The 25,074-nt window shown below is 44.9% G+C and carries 22 protein-coding genes; 21 read left to right on the forward strand and 1 reads right to left on the reverse strand.

What is annotated here, in order from left to right; genetic code table 11:
• Nucleotides 1-116: 116 nt before the first annotated feature.
• The 21 genes from pppA to FEK50_RS08650 all read left to right on the forward strand — a co-directional run bounded on the left by pppA (nt 117) and on the right by FEK50_RS08650 (nt 23,712).
• Complete coding sequence (gene pppA, locus FEK50_RS08550; RefSeq protein ID WP_131162496.1) at nt 117-926, forward strand: prepilin peptidase PppA; 810 nt, start codon at nt 117-119, stop codon at nt 924-926.
• A gap of 65 nt (nt 927-991) precedes the next feature.
• Entirely contained in the window at nt 992-1,402 is a 411-nt protein-coding gene (gene gspS2, locus FEK50_RS08555) for a type II secretion system pilot lipoprotein GspS-beta (RefSeq protein WP_001324279.1), read from the forward strand.
• A gap of 15 nt (nt 1,403-1,417) precedes the next feature.
• Nucleotides 1,418-2,377 carry a type II secretion system protein GspC gene (gene gspC, locus FEK50_RS08560; protein ID WP_131162495.1) on the forward strand — a complete coding sequence of 320 codons (960 nt, stop codon included), beginning with the start codon at nt 1,418-1,420 and terminating at the stop codon, nt 2,375-2,377.
• A 29-nt stretch (nt 2,378-2,406) separates the two neighbouring features.
• The gene (gspD, locus tag FEK50_RS08565) at nt 2,407-4,467 is read left to right on the forward strand and encodes a type II secretion system secretin GspD (RefSeq protein ID WP_130207989.1); all 2,061 of its coding nucleotides are present in this window, start codon (nt 2,407-2,409) and stop codon (nt 4,465-4,467) included.
• A complete protein-coding gene (gene gspE / locus FEK50_RS08570; protein WP_000249356.1) occupies nt 4,467-5,960 on the forward strand; it encodes a type II secretion system ATPase GspE in 1,494 nt (497 codons plus the stop codon). Before gspD ends, gspE begins: the two co-directional genes overlap by 1 nt.
• The gene (gene gspF, locus FEK50_RS08575; protein ID WP_131162494.1) at nt 5,960-7,183 is read left to right on the forward strand and encodes a type II secretion system inner membrane protein GspF; all 1,224 of its coding nucleotides are present in this window, start codon (nt 5,960-5,962) and stop codon (nt 7,181-7,183) included. Before gspE ends, gspF begins: the two co-directional genes overlap by 1 nt.
• A 16-nt stretch (nt 7,184-7,199) precedes the next feature.
• Nucleotides 7,200-7,655: a type II secretion system major pseudopilin GspG gene (gene gspG / locus FEK50_RS08580; RefSeq protein ID WP_001087289.1), complete on the forward strand. Its 456-nt coding sequence runs from the start codon at nt 7,200-7,202 to the stop codon at nt 7,653-7,655.
• 3 nt (nt 7,656-7,658) lie between these two features.
• Nucleotides 7,659-8,222 carry a type II secretion system minor pseudopilin GspH gene (gene gspH, locus FEK50_RS08585; protein WP_131162493.1) on the forward strand — a complete coding sequence of 188 codons (564 nt, stop codon included), beginning with the start codon at nt 7,659-7,661 and terminating at the stop codon, nt 8,220-8,222.
• Nucleotides 8,219-8,590, forward strand: coding sequence for a type II secretion system minor pseudopilin GspI (gene gspI, locus FEK50_RS08590; RefSeq protein WP_131162492.1), 372 nt, complete (start codon nt 8,219-8,221; stop codon nt 8,588-8,590). The genes gspH and gspI overlap by 4 nt, the downstream gene beginning before the upstream one ends.
• Complete coding sequence (gene gspJ / locus FEK50_RS08595; protein WP_131162491.1) at nt 8,587-9,192, forward strand: type II secretion system minor pseudopilin GspJ; 606 nt, start codon at nt 8,587-8,589, stop codon at nt 9,190-9,192. Before gspI ends, gspJ begins: the two co-directional genes overlap by 4 nt.
• Nucleotides 9,189-10,166: a type II secretion system minor pseudopilin GspK gene (gspK, locus tag FEK50_RS08600; protein WP_131162490.1), complete on the forward strand. Its 978-nt coding sequence runs from the start codon at nt 9,189-9,191 to the stop codon at nt 10,164-10,166. The genes gspJ and gspK overlap by 4 nt, the downstream gene beginning before the upstream one ends.
• Entirely contained in the window at nt 10,163-11,341 is a 1,179-nt protein-coding gene (gspL, locus tag FEK50_RS08605) for a type II secretion system protein GspL (protein WP_131162489.1), read from the forward strand. The genes gspK and gspL overlap by 4 nt, the downstream gene beginning before the upstream one ends.
• 1 nt (nt 11,342) lies before the next feature.
• Nucleotides 11,343-11,879 (forward strand): GspM family type II secretion system protein YghD, encoded by a 537-nt coding sequence (yghD, locus tag FEK50_RS08610; protein WP_131162488.1) that lies wholly within the window; start codon nt 11,343-11,345, stop codon nt 11,877-11,879.
• Nucleotides 11,880-13,021: 1,142 nt separating this feature from the next.
• Nucleotides 13,022-13,798, forward strand: a complete 777-nt coding sequence (locus tag FEK50_RS08615) for an ABC transporter permease (RefSeq protein ID WP_130258018.1) — start codon at nt 13,022-13,024, stop codon at nt 13,796-13,798.
• Nucleotides 13,795-14,463, forward strand: coding sequence for an ABC transporter ATP-binding protein (locus FEK50_RS08620; RefSeq protein ID WP_130207969.1), 669 nt, complete (start codon nt 13,795-13,797; stop codon nt 14,461-14,463). The genes FEK50_RS08615 and FEK50_RS08620 overlap by 4 nt, the downstream gene beginning before the upstream one ends.
• 20 nt (nt 14,464-14,483) lie before the next feature.
• Nucleotides 14,484-15,509 carry a UDP-glucose 4-epimerase GalE gene (gene galE, locus FEK50_RS08625; RefSeq protein WP_130207967.1) on the forward strand — a complete coding sequence of 342 codons (1,026 nt, stop codon included), beginning with the start codon at nt 14,484-14,486 and terminating at the stop codon, nt 15,507-15,509.
• A 55-nt stretch (nt 15,510-15,564) separates the two neighbouring features.
• Nucleotides 15,565-17,334: a sulfotransferase family protein gene (locus FEK50_RS08630; protein ID WP_131162487.1), complete on the forward strand. Its 1,770-nt coding sequence runs from the start codon at nt 15,565-15,567 to the stop codon at nt 17,332-17,334.
• A gap of 410 nt (nt 17,335-17,744) precedes the next feature.
• Nucleotides 17,745-19,814: a glycosyltransferase gene (locus tag FEK50_RS08635; RefSeq protein WP_131162486.1), complete on the forward strand. Its 2,070-nt coding sequence runs from the start codon at nt 17,745-17,747 to the stop codon at nt 19,812-19,814.
• Complete coding sequence (locus tag FEK50_RS08640; protein WP_130207961.1) at nt 19,811-20,938, forward strand: polysaccharide pyruvyl transferase family protein; 1,128 nt, start codon at nt 19,811-19,813, stop codon at nt 20,936-20,938. Before FEK50_RS08635 ends, FEK50_RS08640 begins: the two co-directional genes overlap by 4 nt.
• A gap of 135 nt (nt 20,939-21,073) precedes the next feature.
• Nucleotides 21,074-22,243 carry a nucleotide sugar dehydrogenase gene (locus FEK50_RS08645; protein ID WP_130207959.1) on the forward strand — a complete coding sequence of 390 codons (1,170 nt, stop codon included), beginning with the start codon at nt 21,074-21,076 and terminating at the stop codon, nt 22,241-22,243.
• 128 nt (nt 22,244-22,371) lie between these two features.
• The gene (locus FEK50_RS08650) at nt 22,372-23,712 is read left to right on the forward strand and encodes a glycosyltransferase family A protein (RefSeq protein ID WP_131162545.1); all 1,341 of its coding nucleotides are present in this window, start codon (nt 22,372-22,374) and stop codon (nt 23,710-23,712) included.
• A 120-nt stretch (nt 23,713-23,832) separates the two neighbouring features.
• On the opposite strand, the gene FEK50_RS08655 is transcribed toward FEK50_RS08650, so the two are convergent.
• Nucleotides 23,833-25,074 carry a capsular biosynthesis protein gene (locus tag FEK50_RS08655; RefSeq protein ID WP_131162485.1) on the reverse strand — a complete coding sequence of 414 codons (1,242 nt, stop codon included), beginning with the start codon at nt 25,072-25,074 and terminating at the stop codon, nt 23,833-23,835.

Consider the following 25,074-nt stretch of genomic DNA (forward strand, 5'->3'; position numbering starts at 1 on the left):
CCAGCTTATCGGACCTGAAGGGAAGAAGCCGCGATTATTTGCGTTGGCAGACACCTGTAGGTCGGATAAGGCGTTTTACGCCGCATCCGGCAAGTTACAACAAATAACCTTTAACCATGCTTTTTGATGTTTTTCAGCAATACCCTGCGGCGATGCCCATACTGGCAACCGTCGGAGGATTAATCATCGGCAGTTTTTTGAATGTGGTGATTTGGCGTTACCCCATCATGCTTCGTCAACAAATGGCGGAGTTTCACGGTGAAATGCCGAGTACGCAGTCAAAAATAAGCCTTGCGCTGCCGCGCTCGCACTGTCCGCATTGCCAGCAGACCATCCGGATACGTGACAACATTCCGCTGCTCTCCTGGCTGATGCTCAAAGGGCGCTGCCGCGACTGTCGGGCGAAAATCAGCAAGCGTTATCCGCTGGTCGAGTTATTGACGGCACTCGCTTTTTTGCTTGCGAGTCAGGTGTGGCCGGAAAGTGGATGGGGGCTGGCGGTGATGATATTATCCGCCTGGCTGATTGCCGCGAGCATCATCGACCTCGATCACCAATGGCTGCCCGATGTTTTTACTCAGGGCGTATTGTGGACCGGGCTGATTGCGGCATGGGCGCAACAGAGTCCGTTAACGCTACAAGACGCAGTCACCGGCGTACTGGTGGGGTTTATCACTTTTTACTCCCTGCGCTGGATAGCCGGAATAGTTCTGCGTAAAGAAGCATTAGGCATGGGCGATGTATTATTGTTCGCTGCGTTAGGTAGTTGGGTGGGGCCGTTGTCGCTGCCCAATGTTGCTTTAATCGCCTCATGCTGCGGCCTGATATATGCCGTTATTACAAAAAGAGGATCAACCACACTGCCTTTTGGACCGTGTTTAAGTCTGGGCGGTATAGCAACACTTTATCTACAGGCATTGTTTTAATGATAACCATGTCATTATCGAAGTGACATTTTAACTCTTATTAATAACCTTAGAGATTATTTACCATGTCGATAAAACAAATGCCAGGGAGGGTATTAATATCGCTATTGTTGAGCGTTACAGGATTATTAAGTGGCTGCGCCAGCCATAATGAAAATGCCAGTTTACTGGCGAAAAAACAGGCGCAAAATATCAGCCAAAACCTGCCGATTAAATCTGCGGGATATACCTTAGTGCTGGCGCAAAGTAGCGGCACGACGGTAAAAATGACCATTATCAGCGAAGCAGGTACTCAGACCACGCAGACGCCTGACGCCTTTTTAACCAGCTACCAACGACAAATGTGCGCTGATCCGACGGTGAAATTAATGATCACCGAGGGAATTAATTACAGCATAACGATTAATGATACACGCACAGGTAACCAGTATCAGCGGAAACTGGATCGTACCACCTGTGGAATAGTCAAAGCATAACGTCGGGTATATAAATTGGCGCGGGTTGTTTTTCGTGACGCACGAATTTATCTCATTCAATGGCTGACAAAAATTCGTCACACACTTAGCCAGAGACAATCTCTTAATACAGACAAAGAGCACCTGCGCAAAATTGCCCGCGGGATGTTCTGGCTGATGCTGCTTATTATTTCTGCAAAAATGGCGCATTCACTCTGGCGCTATATCTCCTTTTCTGCGGAATATACATCGGCTTCTTCATCGGCGAATAAACCGGCCCGTGTGGATGCAAAACCGTTCGATAAAAATGACGTGCAATTAATCAGCCAACAAAACTGGTTTGGCAAATATCAGCCCGTCGCCGCGCCGGTAAAACAACCCGAACCTGCGCCTGTGGCAGAAACGCGTCTTAACGTGGTGCTGCGTGGGATCGCCTTTGGTGCCAGACCCGGCGCGGTTATTGAAGAAGGCGGCAAACAACAGGTTTATTTGCAGGGCGAACGGCTTGGCTCTCACAACGCGGTGATTGAGGAAATCAACCGCGACCATGTGATGCTGCGCTATCAGGGAAAAATAGAGCGCCTGAGCCTGGCTGAAGAGGAGCGTTCCACCGTAGCCGTGACCAACAAAAAAGCCGCCAGTGACGAAGCAAAGCAAGCTGTTGCTGAGCCTGCTGTCAGTGCGCCCGTTGAGATCCCGGCTGCCGTGCGTCAGGCGCTGGCGAAAGATCCGCAGAAAATTTTTAACTATATCCAGCTTACGCCTGTGCGTAAGGAGGGGATTGTCGGTTATGCAGTGAAACCGGGGGCAGATCGTTCTCTGTTCGATGCCAGCGGTTTCAAGGAAGGCGATATCGCCATTGCGCTAAATCAGCAGGATTTCACTGATCCACGAGCAATGATTGCTCTGATGCGGCAGTTACCTTCAATGGATTCCATTCAACTTACGGTTTTACGCAAGGGTGCGCGCTACGACATTTCCATCGCGCTGCGCTAACCGCATTTAATCCAGGAGAATCATTCATCGTGTTTTGGCGTGATATTACGTTGTCGGTCTGGCGTAAGAAGACAACTGGCCTCAAAACAAAAAAGCGTTTACTGCCGCTGGTGCTGGCAGCGGCATTATGTAGTTCACCGGTCTGGGCGGAAGAAGCCACTTTCACCGCTAATTTTAAAGATACCGACCTGAAATCGTTCATCGAAACCGTCGGCGCTAACCTTAATAAGACCATCATTATGGGGCCGGGCGTACAGGGGAAAGTGAGTATTCGCACCATGACCCCACTCAATGAACGTCAGTATTACCAGCTATTCCTTAACCTGCTGGAAGCACAGGGGTATGCCGTCGTACCGATGGAAAACGACGTGCTGAAGGTGGTGAAATCCAGTGCCGCGAAAGTCGAGCCGCTGCCGCTGGTCGGTGAAGGTAGCGACAACTACGCGGGCGATGAAATGGTCACCAAAGTAGTGCCGGTACGCAATGTTTCGGTCCGCGAGCTGGCGCCGATTTTGCGCCAGATGATCGACAGTGCGGGGTCCGGCAACGTCGTCAATTACGATCCCTCCAACGTAATTATGCTCACCGGACGTGCCTCCGTCGTGGAGCGCCTGACGGAAGTGATCCAGCGTGTGGATCATGCGGGAAATCGCACTGAAGAGGTAATCCCGCTGGATAACGCCTCGGCTTCGGAAATCGCCCGCGTGCTGGAAAGCCTGACTAAAAATAGCGGCGAGAACCAGCCAGCAACGCTGAAATCTCAAATTGTCGCCGACGAACGCACCAACAGTGTGATTGTCAGCGGTGACCCCGCCACGCGAGACAAAATGCGCCGCCTGATCCGTCGGCTGGATTCAGAAATGGAGCGTAGCGGCAACAGCCAGGTGTTCTATCTCAAATACAGCAAAGCGGAAGATCTGGTCGATGTGCTGAAGCAGGTCAGCGGCACGCTCACGGCGGCTAAAGAAGAGGCGGAAGGCACGGTCGGTAGCGGGCGTGAGGTTGTCTCCATCGCCGCCAGCAAACACAGTAATGCCCTGATTGTTACTGCGCCGCAGGACATCATGCAGTCGCTGCAAAGCGTGATTGAACAACTGGATATTCGCCGTGCTCAGGTGCATGTCGAGGCGTTGATCGTGGAAGTTGCCGAAGGCAGCAATATCAATTTCGGCGTGCAGTGGGCGTCGAAAGATGCTGGATTAATGCAGTTTGCTAACGGTACGCAGATCCCTATTGGCACGCTGGGGGCAGCCATTTCTCAGGCGAAACCGCAGAAAGGCTCGACGGTGATCAGCGAAAACGGTGCCACCACCATTAACCCGGATACCAACGGCGATCTCTCCACGCTCGCCCAGCTACTTTCCGGCTTTAGCGGTACGGCGGTTGGCGTGGTGAAAGGCGACTGGATGGCGCTGGTACAGGCGGTCAAAAACGACTCCAGCTCGAACGTCCTCTCCACGCCGAGTATCACCACGCTGGACAACCAGGAAGCCTTCTTCATGGTGGGCCAGGACGTTCCGGTATTAACCGGCTCTACCGTTGGCTCCAATAACAGCAATCCTTTCAACACGGTAGAGAGGAAAAAAGTCGGCATCATGCTGAAAGTCACGCCGCAGATTAACGAAGGTAACGCGGTACAGATGGTGATTGAGCAGGAAGTCTCGAAGGTGGAAGGACAGACCAGCCTCGATGTCGTGTTTGGTGAGCGCAAACTGAAAACCACCGTGCTGGCTAATGATGGCGAGCTGATCGTGCTTGGCGGCCTGATGGACGACCAGGCGGGAGAAAGCGTGGCGAAAGTGCCGCTGCTTGGCGATATCCCGTTGATTGGTAACCTGTTTAAATCGACGGCGGATAAAAAAGAAAAACGTAACCTGATGGTGTTTATCCGCCCGACCATTCTGCGTGACGGTATGGCGGCAGACGGCGTGTCGCAGCGCAAATATAACTATATGCGCGCCGAGCAGATCTATCGCGATGAACAAGGCTTAAGCCTGATGCCGCACACCGCGCAGCCGGTGCTGCCAGCGCAAAACCAGTCTCTACCGCCGGAAGTTCGCGCGTTCCTCAACGCCGGGAGAGCGCGTTAATGGTGCCTGTAGCACAGGAAACCACCGCTAACACCGTGCGTCTGCCCTACAGTTTCAGCCGTCGGTTTAGCTTGGTGGCATGGTGCGAAGCGTCGCTGGAGATCCTCCATGTTCATCCGTTGTCGCTCTCTGTTTTGCAGGAGCTGCAGCGGGGGCTGAACGCGCCCTTTACGCTGCGGCAAATCGACGAGGCCGAATTTGAACAGCGGCTGAATGCGGTCTGGCAGCGGGACTCTTCCGAGGCCCGCCAGCTGATGGAAGATCTCGGTTCCGCCGAAGACTTCTTTACCCTCGCTGAAGAACTGCCAGAAACGGAAGATCTGCTGGAAAGTGACGACGATGCGCCGATCATCAAACTGATCAACGCCATGCTGGCAGAGGCGATTAAAGAAGGCGCTTCGGATATCCACATCGAGACATTTGAAAAGAGTCTGGTGATCCGTTTTCGTGTTGACGGCACATTACATGAAATGCTGCGCCCGGGGCGCAAACTGGCCTCGCTGCTGGTATCGCGTATCAAGGTGATGGCACGGCTGGATATCGCCGAAAAGCGCGTACCGCAGGATGGACGCATTGCGCTGCTGCTGGGCGGTCGGGCGATTGACGTGCGTGTCTCCACTATGCCCTCTGCCTGGGGCGAGCGCGTGGTGCTGCGACTGCTGGACAAAAACCAGGCCCGCCTGACGCTGGAGCGTCTGGGTTTAAGTCAGCAACTGACAGTGCAGTTGCGCCAGCTGTTACACAAACCGCACGGCATCTTTCTGGTGACAGGGCCGACAGGTTCCGGCAAAAGCACCACGCTGTACGCCGGATTGCAGGAGCTGAACAACCATTCGCGCAACATTCTCACGGTTGAAGATCCCATCGAATACATGATTGAAGGGATAGGTCAGACGCAGGTTAACACCCGCGTTGGTATGACCTTCGCCCGTGGCCTGCGCGCGATTTTGCGTCAGGACCCGGATGTGGTGATGGTCGGTGAGATCCGCGATACCGAAACCGCAGAAATCGCCGTCCAGGCGTCATTGACCGGACACCTGGTACTTTCCACGCTGCATACCAACACGGCGGTGGGAGCGATCACGCGTTTGCAGGATATGGGCGTCGAGCCTTTCCTGCTCTCTTCCAGCCTGACGGGCGTGATGGCGCAGCGACTGGTCCGCACGCTGTGCCCCGACTGCCGCCAGCCCGCGCCAGCCACTGACGAAGAAAAACGCCTGCTCGGGATTACCGACGCGCGTACCGTCACGCTGTACCATCCGCAGGGCTGCCCCGCCTGTAATCACAAAGGCTTTCGCGGACGAACCGCCATTCATGAGTTGATTGTGGTGGACGCCACGCTGCGTGATTTGATCCACCGTCAGGCCGGGGAACTGGAGCTGGAACGTTATGTCCGGCAACACTCCGCAGGTATCCGCAGCAACGGCATTGAGAAAGTTCTCGCCGGAGAAACCTCTCTCGATGAAGTGCTGCGGGTCACGATGGAGGCGTAATGGCACTGTTTTACTATCAGGCACTGGAGCGTAATGGTCGCAAAACCAAAGGCATGATTGAGGCGGATTCCGCGCGTCATGCCCGCCAGTTGTTGCGCGCTAAAGAGCTTATCCCTGTGAACATTGAAGCCCGGATGAATGCATCGGCAGGGGGAATGTTGCAGCGTCGGCGACATGCACATCGACGCGTGGCGGCGGCAGATCTGGCGCTGTTCACTCGCCAACTGGCAACGCTGGTGCAGGCAGCAATGCCGCTGGAAACCTGCTTACAGGCGGTCAGTGAGCAAAGTGAAAAACTGCATGTGAAAAGCCTCGGAATGGCGCTGCGCAGTCGGATTCAGGAAGGCTATACCCTGTCGGACAGCCTGCGCGAACATCCCCGCGTCTTTGACTCCCTGTTTTGTTCGATGGTCGCTGCCGGAGAAAAATCCGGGCATCTCGACGTAGTGCTCAATCGCCTTGCGGATTACACCGAACAGCGGCAGCGCCTGAAATCACGCCTGCTGCAGGCTATGCTCTATCCGTTGGTACTGCTGGTGGTGGCAACGGGCGTGGTCACTATTTTGCTGACGGCGGTGGTGCCGAAAATTATCGAACAGTTTGATCATCTCGGACACGCGCTGCCCGCCTCCACCCGCGCGCTTATCGCCATGAGTGACGCGTTACAGGCCAGCGGCGTTTACTGGCTGGCTGGTCTGCTGGGGCTTCTGGTGTTGGGGCAACGGCTACTCAAAAATCCCGCTATGCGCCTGCGCTGGGATAAAACCTTGCTGCGCCTGCCCGTGACGGGGCGTGTCGCTCGCGGGCTGAATACGGCGCGTTTTTCCCGCACCTTAAGCATCCTCACCGCTAGCAGTGTTCCGCTACTGGAAGGCATTCAGACCGCTGCCGCCGTGTCGGCAAATCGCTATGTTGAGCAGCAACTGCTGCTGGCGGCAGATCGCGTCCGCGAAGGAAGCAGTCTGCGCGCTGCGCTGGCGGAGTTGCGCCTGTTCCCACCGATGATGCTGTACATGATCGCCTCCGGCGAACAGAGCGGCGAACTGGAAACCATGCTTGAACAGGCCGCGGTCAACCAGGAACGGGAATTTGATACCCAGGTGGGGCTGGCGTTAGGACTGTTTGAACCTGCGCTGGTGGTGATGATGGCGGGCGTGGTGCTGTTTATCGTCATCGCCATCCTCGAGCCGATGCTGCAACTGAACAATATGGTTGGAATGTAATTTACGGAGTTATCACATGAATTCGTTATCCCGCACACAAAAACCACGGGCAGGTTTTACCCTGCTGGAAGTGATGGTGGTGATTGTTATTCTTGGCGTCCTGGCAAGTCTGGTGGTGCCTAACCTGTTGGGCAACAAAGAGAAAGCCGATCGGCAAAAAGCCATCAGCGATATCGTGGCGCTGGAGAATGCGCTGGATATGTACCGACTGGATAACGGGCGTTATCCGACCACCGAACAGGGGCTGGAGGCGCTGATCCAGCAACCGGCCAATATGGCTGACGCCCGCAACTACCGTACCGGTGGATACATTAAACGACTGCCAAAGGATCCGTGGGGCAATGATTATCAGTATCTCAGCCCGGGTGAAAAAGGGCTGTTTGATGTTTACACCTTAGGGGCGGATGGTCAGGAAAACGGGGAAGGTGCTGGCGCAGATATCGGTAACTGGAATTTGCAGGAGTTTCAGTAATCAGTGCCTGAACGCGGATTCACACTTCTGGAAATCATGCTGGTGATTTTCCTTATCGGCCTTGCCAGTGCGGGCGTGGTACAGACATTTGCGACCGATTCTGAACCGCCTGCGAAAAAAGCGGCGCAGGATTTTCTGACTCGCTTTGCGCAGTTTAAGGACAGGGCAGTGATCGAAGGGCAAACACTCGGTGTGTTAATCGACCCACCTGGCTACCAGTTTATGCAGCGTCGTCAGGGGCAGTGGTTGCCTGTTTCCGCGACCCGGTTATCGGCACAGGTTACGGTGCCGAAGCAGGTGCAGATGCTGTTACAACCCGGAAGTGATATCTGGCAGAAGGAATATGCGCTGGAGCTGCAACGTCGTCGCCTGACGCTGCACGATATTGAACTGGAGCTGCAAAAAGAGGCGAAAAAGAAGACGCCGCAGATCCGTTTTTCGCCTTTTGAACCCGCCGCGCCGTTTACGCTGCGCTTTTACTCTGCGGCGCAAAACGCATGTTGGGCGGTAAAACTGGCGCACGATGGCGCGTTATCCCTCAATCAATGTGATGAGAGGATGCCATGAAGCGCGGATTTACCTTGCTGGAAGTGATGCTCGCGCTGGTGATTTTTGCGCTGGCTGCCACGGCAGTGTTACAGATTGCCAGCGGCGCGCTGAACAATCAGCAGGTGCTTGAGGAGAAAACGGTAGCGGGCTGGGTGGCCGAAAACCAGACCGCGCTGCTCTACCTGATGACCCGCGAGCAGCGGGCGGTCAGACATCAGGGCGAGAGCGATATGGCAGGAAGCCGCTGGTACTGGCGAACGATCCCGCTGAATACAGGTAATGCGCTACTTCAGGCGGTGGATATTGAAGTCAGCCGTCACGAAGACTTTTCGTCGGTGATTCAGTCACGACGCGCCTGGTTTAGCGCCGTGGGAGGCCAACAGTGAGAAGGACTCGCGCTGGTTTCACGTTACTGGAAATGCTGGTGGCAATTGCCATTTTTGCCTCGCTGGCACTGATGGCGCAGCAGGTGACAAACGGCGTCACGCGCGTGAATAACGCCGTCGCCGGACACGATCAAAAACTAAACCTCATGCAGCAAACGATGAGTTTTCTGACCCACGATCTGACACAAATGATGCCGCGTCCGGTAAGAGGCGAGCAGGGCCAGCGTGAATCAGCGTTACTGGCTGGCGCTGGCGTGTTGGCGTCTGAGAGTGAAGGGATGCGCTTTGTGCGCGGCGGCGTGGTTAATCCGTTGATGCGCCTGCCGCGCAGTAATCTGCTCACCGTCGGTTACCGCATTCATGATGGTTATCTCGAACGGTTATCCTGGCCGCTGACCGATGCAGCAGGCAGCGTGAAGCCAACAACGCAAAAATTAATCCCGGCGGATTCGCTCCATTTGCAGTTCTACGACGGCACGCGCTGGCAGGAAACCTGGTCATCACTTCAGGCGATCCCTGTGGCGGTGCGTATGACCCTGCATTCGCCGCAATGGGGCGAGATTGAACGCATCTGGTTGTTACGCGGGCCGCAATTATCATGATCATCTCACCACCAAAACGCGGAATGGCACTGGTCGTGGTGCTGGTATTGCTGGCAGTTATGATGCTGGTAACCATCACACTTTCCGGGCGGATGCAGCAACAACTTGGGCGAACGCGCAGCCAGCAGGAGTATCAGCAGGCGCTGTGGTACAGCGCCAGTGCCGAAAGCCTGGCGCTGAGCGCGCTCAGTCTGAGCCTGAAAAATGAACAACGTGTGCATCTGACGCAGCCGTGGGCTTCAGGCCCTCGTTTTTTCCCACTGCCGCAGGGGCAAATCGCCGTCACTCTGCGTGACGCACAGGCCTGCTTTAACCTGAATGCTCTCGCTCAGCCGACAACGGCGTCGCGTCCGCTCGCGGTGCAACAGCTTATCGCCCTGATCTCGCGCCTGGATGTGCCTGCTTATCGGGCCGAACTGATAGCCGAAAGCCTGTGGGAGTTTATTGACGAGGACCGCAGCGTGCAGACGCGTCTGGGGCGTGAAGACAGCGAGTATCTCGCCCGTTCGGTGCCGTTCTACGCCGCGAATCAACCGCTGGCGGATATCAGCGAGATGCGCGTGGTGCAGGGAATGGACGCCGGGCTTTATCAAAAACTGAAACCGCTGGTCTGTGCGCTGCCGATGACCCGCCAGCAAATCAACATCAATACCTTAGACGTCACGCAAAGTGTGATTCTTGAGGCGCTGTTTGACCCGTGGTTAAGTCCTGTTCAGGCGCGGGCGTTATTACAACAACGTCCGGCGAAGGGCTGGGAAGATGTCGATCAGTTTCTTGCACAGCCGCTACTTGCTGACGTCGATGAGCGTACTAAAAAACAGCTAAAAACCGTCCTGAGCGTGGACAGCAATTACTTCTGGCTGCGTTCAGATATCACCGTGAATGAGATTGAACTGACGATGAATTCGTTAATTGTCCGCATGGGCCCACAACACTTTTCTGTTCTCTGGCTTCAGACAGGAGAAAGTGAGTGAGTTCCATGCTTGAGATTTTTTTCCCGCTTTGCGCCTCCGACCCCATCCGTTGGCAGCGCCATACACCCGACGTGGAGCACGGCACCTGGCCTGACGCTGCCGACGAACGTCTTCAGCAATGGCTGCAAACCGATGCGATTCGACTCTACATCCCCGGCGAATGGATCAGCGTCTGGCAGGTTGAACTGCCTGATGTTGCCCGCAAGCAGATACCGACTATTCTGCCCGCCTTACTGGAAGAAGAGCTGAACCAGGATATTGACGAACTGCATTTCGCCCCGTTGAAAATCGACCAGCAACTGGCAACCGTGGCAGTGATTCACCAACAGCATATGCGCAACATTGCGCAGTGGTTGCAGGAAAACGGCATCACCCGCGCGACTGTTGCGCCGGACTGGATGTCCATTCCTTGTGGATTTATGGCTGGCGATGCGCAACGGGTTATCTGCCGCATCGATGAATGCCGGGGATGGAGCGCCGGGCGGGCGCTGGCTCCGGTCATGTTCCGCGCCCAGCTCAATGAGCAGGATTTACCGCTTTCGCTAACCGTGGTCGGTATTGCACCGGAAGAGCTATCTGCATGGGCTGGCGCGGACGCCGAACGCCTGACCGTTACGGCCCTGCCCGCCATTACCACTTATGGCGAACCGGAAGGGAACCTGCTAACAGGGCCATGGCAGCCTCGTGTCAGCTACCGAAAACAGTGGGCGCGCTGGCGGGTGATGATTCTGCCGATATTGCTGATTCTGGTTGCGCTGGCAGTGGAACGGGGCGTGACATTATGGAGCGTCAGCGAGCAGGTGGCGCAAAGCCGCGCCCAGGCGGAGAAGCAGTTCTTAACGTTGTTCCCGGAGCAGAAGCGGATTGTGAATTTACGCTCTCAGGTGACGATGGCGCTGAAAAAATATCGCCCGCAGGCCGACGATACCCGGCTGCTCGCAGAATTGTCAGCGATTGCCAGTATCCTGAAATCAGCGTCACTTACCGACATCGAGATGCGTGGTTTCACCTTTGATCAAAAACGGCAGACGCTTCACCTCCAGCTGCGGGCCGCGAACTTTGCCAGTTTCGACAAACTGCGTAGCGCACTGGCGGCAGATTATGTTGTGCAACAGGACGCGTTACAGAAAGAGGGTGATGCGGTTTCCGGCGGCGTAACGTTGCGGAGGAAATAACATGTTACGCGATAAATTTATTCACTATTTTCAGCAATGGCGTGAACGCCAGTTAAGCCGTGGCGAACACTGGCTGGCACAACACCTGGCAGGGCGTTCGCCGCGTGAAAAAGGCATGTTACTGGCAGCGGCAGTGTTCCTGTTTTGCGCCGGATATTACGTCCTCATCTGGCAGCCGTTGAGCGAACGGATTGAGCAACAGGAGACGATGTTGCAACAGCTGGTGGCGATGAACTCCCGGATGAAGAGCGCCGCGCCGGATATTATTGCGGCGCGAAAATCCGCCACGACAACGCCTGCACAGGTATCGAGGGTCATCAGTGACAGTGCTTCCGTGCACTCCGTGGTCATCAAGCGGATAGCCGAGCGCGGGGAGAATATTCAGGTCTGGATAGAACCGGTGGTGTTTAATGACCTGCTGAACTGGCTCAATACGCTGAACGAAAAATATGCGCTGCGGGTGACACAAATTGATGTCAGTGCAGGTGAGAAGCCAGGGATGGTGAACGTGCAGCGACTGGAGTTTGGGCGGGGGTAGGTATTGCCATTTCCTTAACCCCACCTGATAACCCTTAGCCCAATGGTGAGTGCGGAACTGTCAAACCCGCTCACCGGGCTGAGTTCTGATGTAGCAAGAATGCACTCTCCTTCCAGGCCGCCACGGAATGTTCGACAATACTGTAGGAATTCGTTTTTCACTATGTAGCCCTTGTGAATAGACACCTTTCACAGACTGTAAAGATGCTTAAGTGTTTTGACACATTATGATTATTAATAGTTGCAATAAATCATTGCGTAACAATTGATAGGCCAAAACATATAGGATAATTCTTGTGTGATCTGTATTTTGTGTAGCCTGGAAATTAGTAAAATTCCTGGAGATAATCAGAAAGGGAATTTTGGGAAAGCAAAATAATTTCCGCGGAAACTATTCGTCGATTTTAAGAAATGTCTGATTTGGTATATCTACCGACGGTTAATGCTGGCTGTAACGCTGGTTAAAGTAAATAATAAAAATAATTACCTGCGGAATTATTGGTGCAACTTAAATAACACCGTTTAAATGTGATGGAGATCACAAATATAACTGCGAAGAGGGTGCTGTAGATATAAATAAGAAGTACATGAGTGAATTTTAAATATGGAAATAGTTTCTCACTAAACAATTTATTGGTAATCAATCGCATGCGTTCTGGTTTGAGACAGATTGCAGGTGTTGCTACGCATAAAATTCATAGGTGGCATTATAATCAAGTAGTTAACAGTAATAGTAAAAAATAATTTCTTGCGAAATTAGTGGCCCATTTGGAATAAGTGTGTTCCGGAGTAATCCAGAACGCATGCTGCGTTACGTCTTTTTCAAACCATATTGGTTAAGCAAAAAGAGGTAGAAATAATTTCCTGAGAAATTAACTCTACATTCTAAAACGGCCAGTTTTCTGAAATTACCAGAAGACCGAATACAGTCATGCCTGAAGAATGGATTAGAAGAAACGAGACGGAAATAGATCTATTTATCCCTGCGGAAATAATTTCTGATGAAATTGTTTGCAGCTATTAAAAAGGTCAACCGTCCGAGTGAATTTTATCCAGTTATAAACAAGTATTACCTCCAGTGTATTGGTAGCTGTTAAGCCAGGGGCGGTAGCATACCTGAAGAGAATAGGATCACATCACCAAATGGCAAGAAGTGGATTTGAAGTCCAGAAAGTCACCGTAGAGGCATTATTTCTACGAGAAATACGAACACGCTTTGGTAAGTTCCGTCTGGGATATCTGTGGGCGATTCTCGAACCCTCTGCGCATTTGCTGATATTGCTGGGCATTTTTGGTTACATTATGCACCGCACGATGCCAGACATCTCATTCCCGGTGTTTTTACTTAATGGCCTGATTCCCTTTTTTATCTTTAGCAGTATCAGCAAACGTTCTGTAGGTGCTATTGAAGCGAACCAGGGGTTGTTTAATTATCGACCAGTAAAACCTATCGATACGATCATTGCACGCGCACTGCTTGAGACACTGATTTACGTTACTGTTTATATTTTGCTCATGCTTATCGTCTGGATGGCAGGCGAATATTTCGAAATAACAAACTTTTTACAACTTGTGCTTACCTGGAGTCTGCTGATCATTCTTTCATGTGGCGTCGGCTTAATATTCATGGTCGTTGGCAAAACCTTCCCTGAAATGCAAAAGGTCCTGCCGATACTACTTAAGCCGCTGTATTTCATCTCCTGCATCATGTTCCCTTTACACTCGATTCCAAAGCAATACTGGTCGTATCTACTCTGGAACCCATTAGTACATGTCGTAGAGTTAAGCCGCGAGGCAGTTATGCCTGGCTATATCAGCGAAGGCGTGAGTCTGAACTACCTGGCAATGTTCACTCTGGTCACCCTGTTCATCGGTCTGGCGTTATACCGAACGCGTGAAGAGGCAATGCTGACATCATGATTAAGATTGAGAATTTGACGAAGTCCTATCGCACACCAACAGGGCGACATTATGTCTTTAAGGATTTAAACATCGAAATCCCTTCAGGAAAAAGTGTTGCCTTTATTGGTCGCAACGGAGCGGGTAAATCAACGTTACTGAGAATGATTGGCGGAATTGACCGCCCCGACAGTGGAAAGATCATCACTAATAAAACAATATCATGGCCAGTCGGCCTCGCAGGTGGATTTCAGGGAAGTTTAACCGGACGCGAAAACGTAAAATTTGTTGCGCGGTTATACGCGAAGCAAGAAGAGCTGAAAGAGAAAATTGAGTTTGTTGAAGAATTTGCCGAACTCGGTAAGTACTTCGATATGCCGATTAAAACTTACTCATCTGGTATGCGATCGCGTTTAGGCTTTGGTTTAAGCATGGCATTTAAGTTTGATTATTATATCGTCGATGAAGTAACCGCAGTTGGTGATGCCAGGTTTAAAGAAAAATGCGCTCAATTGTTTAAAGAAAGGCATAAAGAATCTAGTTTTTTAATGGTATCGCATAGTATGAATTTATTGAAAGATTTTTGTGATGTGGCCATTGTGTTTAAAAATGATAACGCGGTTAGTTTTCATGAAAATGTTCAGGGAGGGATAGAGGAATATAAAAAAGAAAGAAATAAACACTGATATTTAATTTCGAGGTAATAATGAATATATTGGTTACAGGTGGGGCCGGCTACATTGGCTCACATACGACTTTATGCCTGTTAAATAAAGGGCATAATGTTGTAATAATTGATAATCTTAGTAATTCATCCAAAGAGTCCATTGTAAGGGTTGAAGCTATCACTAAAAAAAAAGTTATATTATATGAGCTAAATATAAATAATGAAGACAGTGTTTCTGAAATAATAAAAAAACATAATATTGAATGTATAATGCATTTTGCTGGAGCAAAGTCTGTTGCAGAATCATTAAAAAAACCAGATTTTTATTATAGCAATAATGTATTAGGAACATTACATCTAATTAATCTCGCCATCAAGAATAACGTTGCTAACTTTATTTTTAGTTCTTCTGCAACAGTTTACGGCAATGGTAATATAATACCTATTACTGAAAATTGTGCTATAGGTGGTACTTTAAATCCTTACGGCACATCGAAATATATATCAGAGCTAATGATTAGGGATATTGCAAAAACATACCGCAATATGAATTTCATTTGCCTGAGATATTTTAATCCAATAGGTGCTCATGAATCAGGAATGATTGGAGAAAGCCCATCTGATATACCGAGTAATTTAGTTCCTTATATAACACAAGTTGCAATTGGTAAACTAGAAAAACTTATGATTTTTGGGGGGGATTATCCTACAAAAGATGGGACAGGTGTACGAGATTATATACATGTAATGGATTTGGCAGAGGGACATGAAGCCGCTCTGTCGTATATTTCTAATAATCATCAAACTAATTACCATACATTCAATTTGGGGACAGGGAAAGGGTATTCTGTTTTAGAACTAATCTCTTGCTTTGAAAAAATATCAGGCATAACAATTCCTTATGAAATAACGGAAAGGAGAGAGGGGGATATTGCTGAATCTTGGTCATCTCCGTTGAGAGCCAATAAATGTTTAAAATGGCAAGCGAAACGAAGTTTAGAGCAAATGTTAGCTGACGCATGGCAATGGCAATTGAAAAATCCCAATGGTTATAATGATATATAATATTATCTATTAAAAACACATTAAATGCACATAATTTATTAAGCAGAGTAAGTTGATGAACAAAATAATTATAGTTGGGCACCCAAATTCAAATTTAGATATTGCCGAAAAAATTTCTCTTCAATATGGAATGGGGATTCCTCGCTTATCAAAACGAGAAAATCTAAGTCCACAAGACATAACCAAAATTATTTGTAAAGCATATAATGCTCCCAAGATCAGTGAAGTTACCAATATATCTGAATTTTCTCCTTTACAGGTCTCTGCTGTCTGGCATGGTATGGCTCTAGACTTATTTCTTAATAATTTAGAGCGGAAATTCTGGGGGTGGTCAGATCCGTATGCTATTTATACGTTAGATTACTGGGCATCACTCGATGAAAACCTAACTTTCATTCTGGTTTATGATCACCCAAGATCAGTCCTGGAACAAGCAGCTAATAGTCAAGAGTCATTTATTAATAACACGATAGAGCATTTAATTGATAACTGGATAGCTTATAATACTGCTTTGCTTGATTTTTATTCTAAAAACCGGGATCGCTGTTTATTAATCAGCACAGATCAAATTAAAAATAACACAGAAGGTTTTCTAGAAAAATTACAATTAGTACTAAAAAAAACGCTAAATATATGCTCTTTTCAAGAGTATATAAATACAAGTATTCATTCTTATAGCGAACAAGTATCCGCGTCACCTTTATTAATAGATGAAGAGGCAAAACAAGAAATTATGGCCCTTTCTGGTATTGATATTAAAATAGGTGATAAATTCTTCAATAAAAATATTGCTGAAGATTATTTATTAAAAATGATACTAACTCAATATCCGGAGAGTCAATGTCTCTACAGAAAGCTTCAATCAGAAGCAGATATCCCTGCACTTTCAGGTAACGAGGAAAAACTTAATCCCAATACTATTTGGACTGGTTTGGTTCAACAAAGATTGATTACAATAGAAATAATTTCAAAGCTGCACCAACTTTATAAGACTTCTCTTACTGACTATAAAATTGACCTTGCTCAACAAACGGAGGCACATTATCTACTTTCATCACAATTAAATCAGATGAAAGAAAAGTTTGAGCATTATTATGCGCGAAAAAAAGAACTGCATGCAAAAAACCGAAAATTAAAAAGTAAATTAAAAAAACAAACTTCTTTTATTTGTAAAAAAGAGAAAGAGTTACGATTTATTGAGAGTGAATTCCATAATTTAAAAAATAAAATTGAATATAACCAAAAGACTAAAGAGAAAGATAGTTCTGATGTTAAAGAATTAAAAAAACATTTAGATGATCTTAATAATCAGTTGGCGAAAGAAAAATCTAATCAAGATCTACAAAAACAACAATTAGATAGAATAACTAAAGAAAAAAACTTGATGCTAACGCAGTTGCATCTAGTTCAGGAAAAACTAGAACAATATTATTTGGAAAATCAAAAGCTGAAACAACAGCAATTTCCGGAACTATATGGAGCAGCAGAGCGAATTAAAGAAGGGCTGGAATATCGTCTCGGCGCTATCATGATTCAACATTCTAAATCTATATTTGGTGTAATTAGTATGCCAATAGCTATAGTAAAGGAGCGAAAAATATGGCATAAGCAGTATATTTCTGAAAAACAGAGTGATCTTCCACCACTGTGCATGTACCGCGATGCTCATGAAGCGAATAGAGTTAAACAGCATTTATCTTATATGTTGGGGAAAATACTAGTACAGAAAAAAGGATCAATTTTCGGATTCATAACTCTTCCATTTTCTATATACAGAACTGTTCGCCAATTCAAGAAAGCCAAAAAGAATAAAGTTATAAAGTAAAATATAAAAAATCATTATGCATAATGATTTCTTTTGTGATGATTTAATAACGTATAATATTGCAGACATAACTATTAATTAGTTAAACAGTCGCCAAAGCCCACAATGATACTCAATATCAATTGAGTTAATGCTAAAAATAATGACATGGCGTTGTTTTGTCCGAGGTATTAATTATGGTAGAACATTGTTAACGCAAAAGACAAGCTTAAATCTACGCTGCTGTTTATGACTATTTTTTAATGTATACCATTGCAAATGATATTATTCGGCCTATTCATATGTTTCAAATCTTTCAAAATAATATACACTTTATGAATTTACCAATCATATCGATAAAATATTACAATAACTCAATAGTTAAAAAATAATTGCAATAGATATGCTGAAATTAAGGTGGTTATAAAAATATGAGTATTTTAAACGAAGCAATTAAATTGTATAAGAATGGTGAATATCATAAATCATTGTCATTATTTGAGAAAGCAGGTGAGATATATGATGCTAGTTGGGTTAAGGCAAATATAATTTTATGTAAAAATGCATTGCAGGATTTTGGTGACATTAACGCTATCGAAGCAAAAAAAAATATTGAGTGGGACCCCGCAACCCAGATCATGTATTCAAACTCTAATATTGAAAAATTAAATGAAAAGGAGATTAGCAAATTAATAATAAAATATCATAAAGCAACTATAAGAAAATCAGAAACAGCAGAAACGAAAACTATAAATCCTGTACCTTCTGATTGGCCAAAAGATTTGAACTTATTCCAATTACCAGAGAGTACTAATGATTTTAAATGGCTGACCAAAAAAAAATCAGTAAAAGAGGGGAAGGGTAAGAATGAAAATATGGATGGTCTCAGTATTGTCGTACCGACCTTCAATCGTTCAAAAATATTGGAAATAACGTTAGCTTGCCTTTGTAACCAAAAAACGAAATTTAATTATGAAGTAATTGTTGCCGACGATGGAAGTAAAGAAAATATAGAACAAATAATCAGAAAATTTGAGCAACTAATTGATATTAAGTATGTGCGCCAGAAGGATTATGGCTATCAATTGTGTGCAGTAAGAAATTTAGGGCTTAGAACCGCACGATACAACTTCGTTGCTATACTTGATTGCGATATGGCTCCAAACCCTCTTTGGGTACAATCTTATATGGAGTTACTTGAATTAGATGATGATGTAGCTCTGATCGGTCCAAGAAAATACATTGACACTACCAAATATAATTATTTAGAGTTCCTTGAAGACGAAAGCTTGCTTGAGAAACTACCCGAAATTATTACAAATAACCAAGTTGCGGGAAAAATTGAACGAAGTAAATCAGTTGATTGGCGATTAGAACATTTTGAGAAAACAGATAACTTAAGACTCTGTAATACTCCATTTCGATATTTCAGCGGTGGCAATGTAGCATTTGCAAAAAAATGGCTTGAGCGTGCAGGTTGGTTTGATGAAGAATTCACACACTGGGGAGGAGAGGATAACGAGTTTGGATACCGTCTGTACAGAGAAGGATGTTATTTCCGTTCTGTGGATGGTGCAATGGCATATCATCAGGAACCGCCAGGTAAAGAAAATGAAACAGACCGAGCAACTGGAAAATCTATCACTATCCAATTAATACAAGAAAAAGTTCCATATTATTATAGAAAACTGGACAAAATAGAAAACTCAACACTCAAGAAGGTTCCTTTAGTATCAATTTATATTCCAGCCTATAACTGTGCGGACCATATTGTACGTTGTGTCGATAGTGCATTGAATCAAACAATCACTGACCTGGAAGTATGCATTTGTAATGATGGTTCTACGGATAACACGTTAAGAATTCTAGAAGAACATTATGGAAATCATCCTCGAGTACGTTTTATTACACAAAAAAATAAAGGAATTGGAGCTGCTTCCAACGCAGCAGTAAAATTGTGCCGTGGTTTTTATATTGGTCAACTTGACTCCGATGACTACCTCGAACCTGATGCTGTGGAACTTTGTTTAAATGAATTTAAAAGAGATCTATCCTTGGTATGTGTCTACACAACGAATAGGAATGTTGATAGTCAAGGAAAGTTGATTGAAAATGGTTATAACTGGCCAGAATTCTCGCGAGAGAAATTTACTACGGCAATGATTTGCCATCATTTTAGAATGTTTACAGCCAGGGCATGGAATTTAACGGATGGATTTAATGAGCAGATTAGCAATGCTGTTGATTATGATATTTATCTAAAACTTAGCGAGGTGGGACCATTCAAACATATAAATAAAATATGTTATAACAGGGTATTGCATGGAGATAATACATCTATAAAAAAAATAGGTGCACAAAAAAATAATCACTTTAAAGTTATAAATGAATCTTTGACTCGTCAAGGTATAAATTCATATTTCTTTAAGCCTGTTAATAGTGATGATTCAAGTAGGGAATATTCAATTGTAAAAATTAGTATGGCGGATAAGTTAGAATGAAAAATATAGGCGTTATAGGCTGCTTACCTGAACTTCCTGTCGATTTTCCACTTTTAATTCCAGAAAACTCTGGGAACATGGTTCATGCTGAAGCACCATTAAGGATGTTTTCAAGGGCAGTACATTACAGAGATAGTAGTTTTATTTTATCAGGAGAAACAAATTTTAAGGATTTTGTAAATAAAACATGCTCTCATTTGATTATTACCCTTGCTAACTCTCTTTCATTAGAAAAACCAAGTCCAGATAAATACAAAAGGCTTCTTGACTCTCTTAAGCAGTATGATGTGCCTATTATTGTTTTTGGACTTGGTATTCAATCAAGTGTTCGGGATATAAATAAAGCAGAACTTTGTAAGGAGGCTATTGAATTACTGGATTTTTTGTCGTTTAAAGCAATGTATCTGGGCGTAAGAGGTGAGTTTACAAAGAAAGTAATAGAAAAGTGCACCAATATAAAAAATGTGTTTGTTACCGGCTGTCCATCTTTATTTTCTGATCCAATAGCATTACGCGTCCTTTATGAAAAATATACTAAAAGAGATTTTAATGTAGCGTCTATAAATGTGACAAATTTGTCACGAGTATCAGAGAAACAACTTTTTGAAAGAGCAGTACTAAGCAATTCATTTTTTATTGAGCCAGTAAATAAACGCACTCATCAATATTATATTGATCTCATTAAAGAGAAAAAAGACGCTGAGTTACCATATTACTTTAAATCAATGGTTAATAATAATGAGTCTTCACTTAATAAAGAACAATTAGATTTGTATATAAAAACAAAATATAGATTATTTAGAAATACAAAAACGTGGTATGAGTTCAATCGAGAATGTGTAGATTATACATTCGGAACTAGATTTCATGTGAATATGGCCTCTGTTCTTAGTGGTGTTCCTGCATTATGGCTAACCCACGATGCGAGAACGCTAGAATTGACTGAGTTTTTTAATCTGCCAAGTATTGACTTAGATGCTATTAATTCTATGTCATTAAGTCAAATTAAGTCATATATAAGTTATGACAAATTTTTCAAGAACATAAATAAATTATTTAATAATTTCAACGAGTATCTTGAAGTCAATGGATTGCCAAAAATTAAAACATTTCAAGAAGTTTAATGTAAGATATAAAAATTATGTTTTTTGTTTTAGTAAAATTTACGTAAATTATTCTATTATTTATCATAATCCTAAGCTTTTGCTTGATATAATGTCAACAAAAGGCAGTATAAATAATAAAATTGTGAGTTAATTGTGAAAATTACAATCTCCGGTGTTGGTTATGTTGGCATGTCAATTGCTACATTGCTTTCACAAAAACACGATGTTATTGCTCTAGATATAGATCTTGATAAAGTTTCATTAATTAATGAAAGGTTGTCACCAATATGTGATCCTGAAATACAAAATTTTTTATCAAATAGAAAATTAAACCTATATGCTACAACAGAAAAATACGAAGCCTATAGAGATGCTGATTATGTTATAATTTCGACACCAACTAATTATGACCCTATTAATAATAGCTTCGATACACACTCTGTCGAATCAGTGGCATGTGATGTACTAAGTATAAATCCAAATACAACTATCATAATCAAATCTACAGTCCCCGTCGGATTTACTGAACGACTAAAGCGCGATCTAAACACGAATAATATTATCTTTTCCCCAGAATTTTTACGTGAAGGTAAAGCTCTTTATGATAACCTGTATCCATCTCGCATAGTTGTCGGAGAGCGTAGCGAACGAGCAAGAAAGTTCGCTGAGCTTCTCTGTGAAGGTGCTATAAAAAAAGATATTCCAATATTGTTAACGAATAGCACTGAAGCTGAAGCCATTAAACTTTTTGCAAATACTTACCTTGCAATGCGGATTGCTTATTTCAATGAATTGGATACTTATGCCTCCGTTCATGGTTTAGATACAAAGCAAATTATAGAGGGTGTTGGTTTAGATCCTAGAATTGGTCAACATTATAATAATCCTTCTTTTGGCTATGGAGGTTATTGCTTACCTAAGGATACCAAGCAATTACTTGCAAATTATCGTGATGTTCCGCAGAACTTAATCCAGGCTATTGTCGATGCCAATACTACCCGAAAAGACTTTGTTGCGGAGGATATATTAAGTCGTAAACCAAAAGTTGTAGGAATCTATCGCCTCATAATGAAAGCAGGTAGTGATAACTTTAGAGCAAGTAGTATTCAAGGTGTAATGAAACGACTCAAAGCCAAAGGAATTGAGATAGTTGTATATGAACCTGTACTAAAAGAGCCTTATTTCTTTGGTTCTTATGTTGAGCGCGATATTAATGCTTTTAAAGAACGTGTTGATGTTATAGTAGCAAACCGTCGCACACAAGAATTAGACGATGTAGGCGAGAAAATTTATACACGCGATTTATTTGGTGTCGATTCTTAATTATGTTCAGGAATTTAAAGTTTTTATGGCATTTAAAAAATAAACGATATGTTTATGCTTTAGCTTCAATACACGATGACTGCCAGTTTTGGCAGTCAAAACGTATCTTAGCAATGTATGATCTTAATATGTATTGGTCATTGCGTAATATCAACGATACACCGCCAGATTGGCGGTGTAAATTAGCGATTAAAATAGCTAAAATTGCTTGTGGTGACATAAGTTTAACCCCAGAATTACTTACGGAGTTCAAAGATGAGTTCACGGACACACATCAAAAGATTGAGTTGGCAAAGGCCCTGGCATCATACTCTCCTACGTTTTCATTATCATTATTAGATAATATAGATAATTATCCTTTAGATTTATATGCAGCTCTTCAATTAAGAGTTGGGTTAACTCAAAAAGCCATATCAACACTTTCTCAGATTGATTCCAGTAGTCTTATTTCTTCCCCTGATATATTGCTCTTACAAAATAATGCTTTGAGAGAAACACCAAAAACCTCTTTAAATAGACTTAACTCATACTATACGTACTTTGGTTTATCTCCGGTCGCACTTGCAGATAACTCATCTCCTTTGTCACCTTGTAATATTGTTACATCGGTTCCTTATACTGTCCAAACGGGCCCCCTAGTTTCTATTTTAATGACAACATACAATACCGACAGGCGGGTAGAAAATGCAGTAATATCATTGCTTAATCAAACATATCGTTCATTTGAACTAATTATTGTTGATGATGCCAGCACTGATGATACGCTATTTCGTCTTCAGAGATTAGCACTCAAAGATAGTCGAATAAAAATTATTAGCCTGCCACAAAATGTTGGAACATATGCTGCAAAACGAATAGGTTTAATACAAGCTAAGGGAGAGTTTGTGACATGCCATGACTCAGATGACTGGTCCCATCCTGAAAAATTATTTAGACAGATATCACCTTTATTGTTAAATCCTAAACTAATTTGTTCAATTTCTGATTGGGTAAGGTTACAAGATAATGGGATTTTCTATGCGCGTGCGGTTTATCCACTAAAACGACTGAATCCTTCTTCTTTGCTGTTTAGAAGGGCGGAGGTATTGCAAAAAGCGGGCGTTTGGGACTGCGTTAAAACTGGTGCTGATAGTGAATTTATTGCTCGACTTCAGCTAATTTTTGGTGCCTCCTCTATACATCGTATTAAATTGCCTTTGACACTAGGAAGTCATCGTACCGACTCGTTAATGAATTCACCTACAACAGGTTATTCCTCTCAGGGAATTTCACCGGATCGCCAGAAATATTGGGATTCCTGGTCACGATGGCACATAAACTCGTTAAGAAATAAAGAAAGTCTTTACATAGGAAATTCTGATTTTACTAATGATAACAGACCATTCCCTGCACCTGACTCAATATTAGTTGATACTAATGCCATCAAGTTTGCATTACGATGTGCTCATATTAATCTTGCCAGTGTATAACCTATTACTTCATGTATAATCTATGCCATTTATTTTTTATAATCACCTGCATTTTCTAATTATAACTTATTGAGCCTTATACTATGGGGGAGTATTAATAAGTATTTATGTTAATACAACTCATTGTAATGTTCTTTTTGATATCATAATACAATCTTTTTTTTCTGTTTTTATCTTATTAAAAACCCATTTCCCATAATAAACCCCATTAACCTGCGTCTTAACCAATAAATACCCACGAAACTTCTTAAACAGCTTCATATCTGGTTTAAAATCGGCCTGCCAGAACTGGTGCAAATGCCCTTGATACGTCAAGCCTTTGATGTCGTACAGGGCATTGCCCATCACTTTGAGTGGTTTGTTATGAATCAGCGCAGAAATCCCCGCCGTACTGTTAATCGTCACCACCGCTTTTGCGTGGCGTAATAGTTCCGGCATCGGGAGATCGTGCACGTATATGACTCGTTCACCTAAGCCATATTCCTTACTCAGCCGCTTAATTAATGGTCGATAGAGTCTGTGACCACGATCCATCGGATGATGTTTGATCACCAAATAACTCTCTTTCGGCGCTTTACGCGAAAATGAGTACATGACTTCATTAATATAGTCACGCACATCGTTATAATTGCTGTGATTACGAATCTGGCTATCGTTATATACCTGCAAAACGGCAAGATAATAACGTTGGTCCAGCTCATTCATTAACCTCGGCAATATCTTACGCTGTGTTACTTTGTAAAGTTGCTTGCGCCAGTATGCACGAACCCAGCAACGAGCCTCATACCAGGGGGAAAACGATTTGTGGTGGCGGTAGCGAGGGAACTCATGACGGTAATGCCAGCCCATCAGGTAATACCACATCGCATGGCCTATACGTTTCATCGTTGAAGGTTTTAAATTCTCAACGTGCGGCGCAGGCATATCTGGCAACTTACGATAAAAATCTGGATCGCGCGGTAGCGATGAATATGCGTTCACTCCGCCTTCTTCAACGGTTATAAATTGCGGGCGTAAATATCCTTCTTCAAATGCCAGAAAGCGGATCCCTTTCGACTTTGCCCAGCGTTTTGCTTCTTTGTGCAATGGGCGGCAGTCACCAAAGCAGAGGATAGTGTCAAAGTCATATTGTCGGTGGAGATCTCGCAACCAACCGGGAAACTCTTTCGGCGTCTGGTAGTAAGCCAGGTATTGTCGATTGCGGCAGTAAAAACGATCCCCGCCGTTGAAGACAACATTCACAGCGTTACGGCCTAATGACTCTAACCATTCCGCGACGTCATTGAAAAAAGGTCCCATCGGTCCCTGCAATAGCAGATATTTTTTACCCGATAATAAAACGGTTAGTGCGTTGTCTTGCAT

Origin of the sequence: Escherichia sp. E2586 (assembly GCF_005781105.1) — a bacterium.
Classification (GTDB): Bacteria; Pseudomonadota; Gammaproteobacteria; order Enterobacterales; family Enterobacteriaceae; genus Escherichia.

Excerpts from the sequence above, each read along its gene's own strand:
- pppA (WP_131162496.1), top strand. The coding sequence starts at position 117 with ATGCTTTTTGATGTTTTTCAGCAATACCCTGCGGCGATGCCCATACTG.
- gspS2 (WP_001324279.1), top strand. The coding sequence starts at position 992 with ATGTCGATAAAACAAATGCCAGGGAGGGTATTAATATCGCTATTGTTG.
- gspE (WP_000249356.1), top strand. The coding sequence starts at position 4,467 with ATGGTGCCTGTAGCACAGGAAACCACCGCTAACACCGTGCGTCTGCCC.
- gspF (WP_131162494.1), top strand. The coding sequence starts at position 5,960 with ATGGCACTGTTTTACTATCAGGCACTGGAGCGTAATGGTCGCAAAACC.
- gspG (WP_001087289.1), top strand. The coding sequence starts at position 7,200 with ATGAATTCGTTATCCCGCACACAAAAACCACGGGCAGGTTTTACCCTG.
- gspI (WP_131162492.1), top strand. The coding sequence starts at position 8,219 with ATGAAGCGCGGATTTACCTTGCTGGAAGTGATGCTCGCGCTGGTGATT.
- gspK (WP_131162490.1), top strand. The coding sequence starts at position 9,189 with ATGATCATCTCACCACCAAAACGCGGAATGGCACTGGTCGTGGTGCTG.
- yghD (WP_131162488.1), top strand. The coding sequence starts at position 11,343 with ATGTTACGCGATAAATTTATTCACTATTTTCAGCAATGGCGTGAACGC.
- FEK50_RS08615 (WP_130258018.1), top strand. The coding sequence starts at position 13,022 with ATGGCAAGAAGTGGATTTGAAGTCCAGAAAGTCACCGTAGAGGCATTA.
- FEK50_RS08620 (WP_130207969.1), top strand. The coding sequence starts at position 13,795 with ATGATTAAGATTGAGAATTTGACGAAGTCCTATCGCACACCAACAGGG.
- galE (WP_130207967.1), top strand. The coding sequence starts at position 14,484 with ATGAATATATTGGTTACAGGTGGGGCCGGCTACATTGGCTCACATACG.
- FEK50_RS08630 (WP_131162487.1), top strand. The coding sequence starts at position 15,565 with ATGAACAAAATAATTATAGTTGGGCACCCAAATTCAAATTTAGATATT.
- FEK50_RS08635 (WP_131162486.1), top strand. The coding sequence starts at position 17,745 with ATGAGTATTTTAAACGAAGCAATTAAATTGTATAAGAATGGTGAATAT.
- FEK50_RS08640 (WP_130207961.1), top strand. The coding sequence starts at position 19,811 with ATGAAAAATATAGGCGTTATAGGCTGCTTACCTGAACTTCCTGTCGAT.
- FEK50_RS08650 (WP_131162545.1), top strand. The coding sequence starts at position 22,372 with ATGTATTGGTCATTGCGTAATATCAACGATACACCGCCAGATTGGCGG.
- FEK50_RS08655 (WP_131162485.1), bottom strand. The coding sequence starts at position 25,074 with ATGCAAGACAACGCACTAACCGTTTTATTATCGGGTAAAAAATATCTG.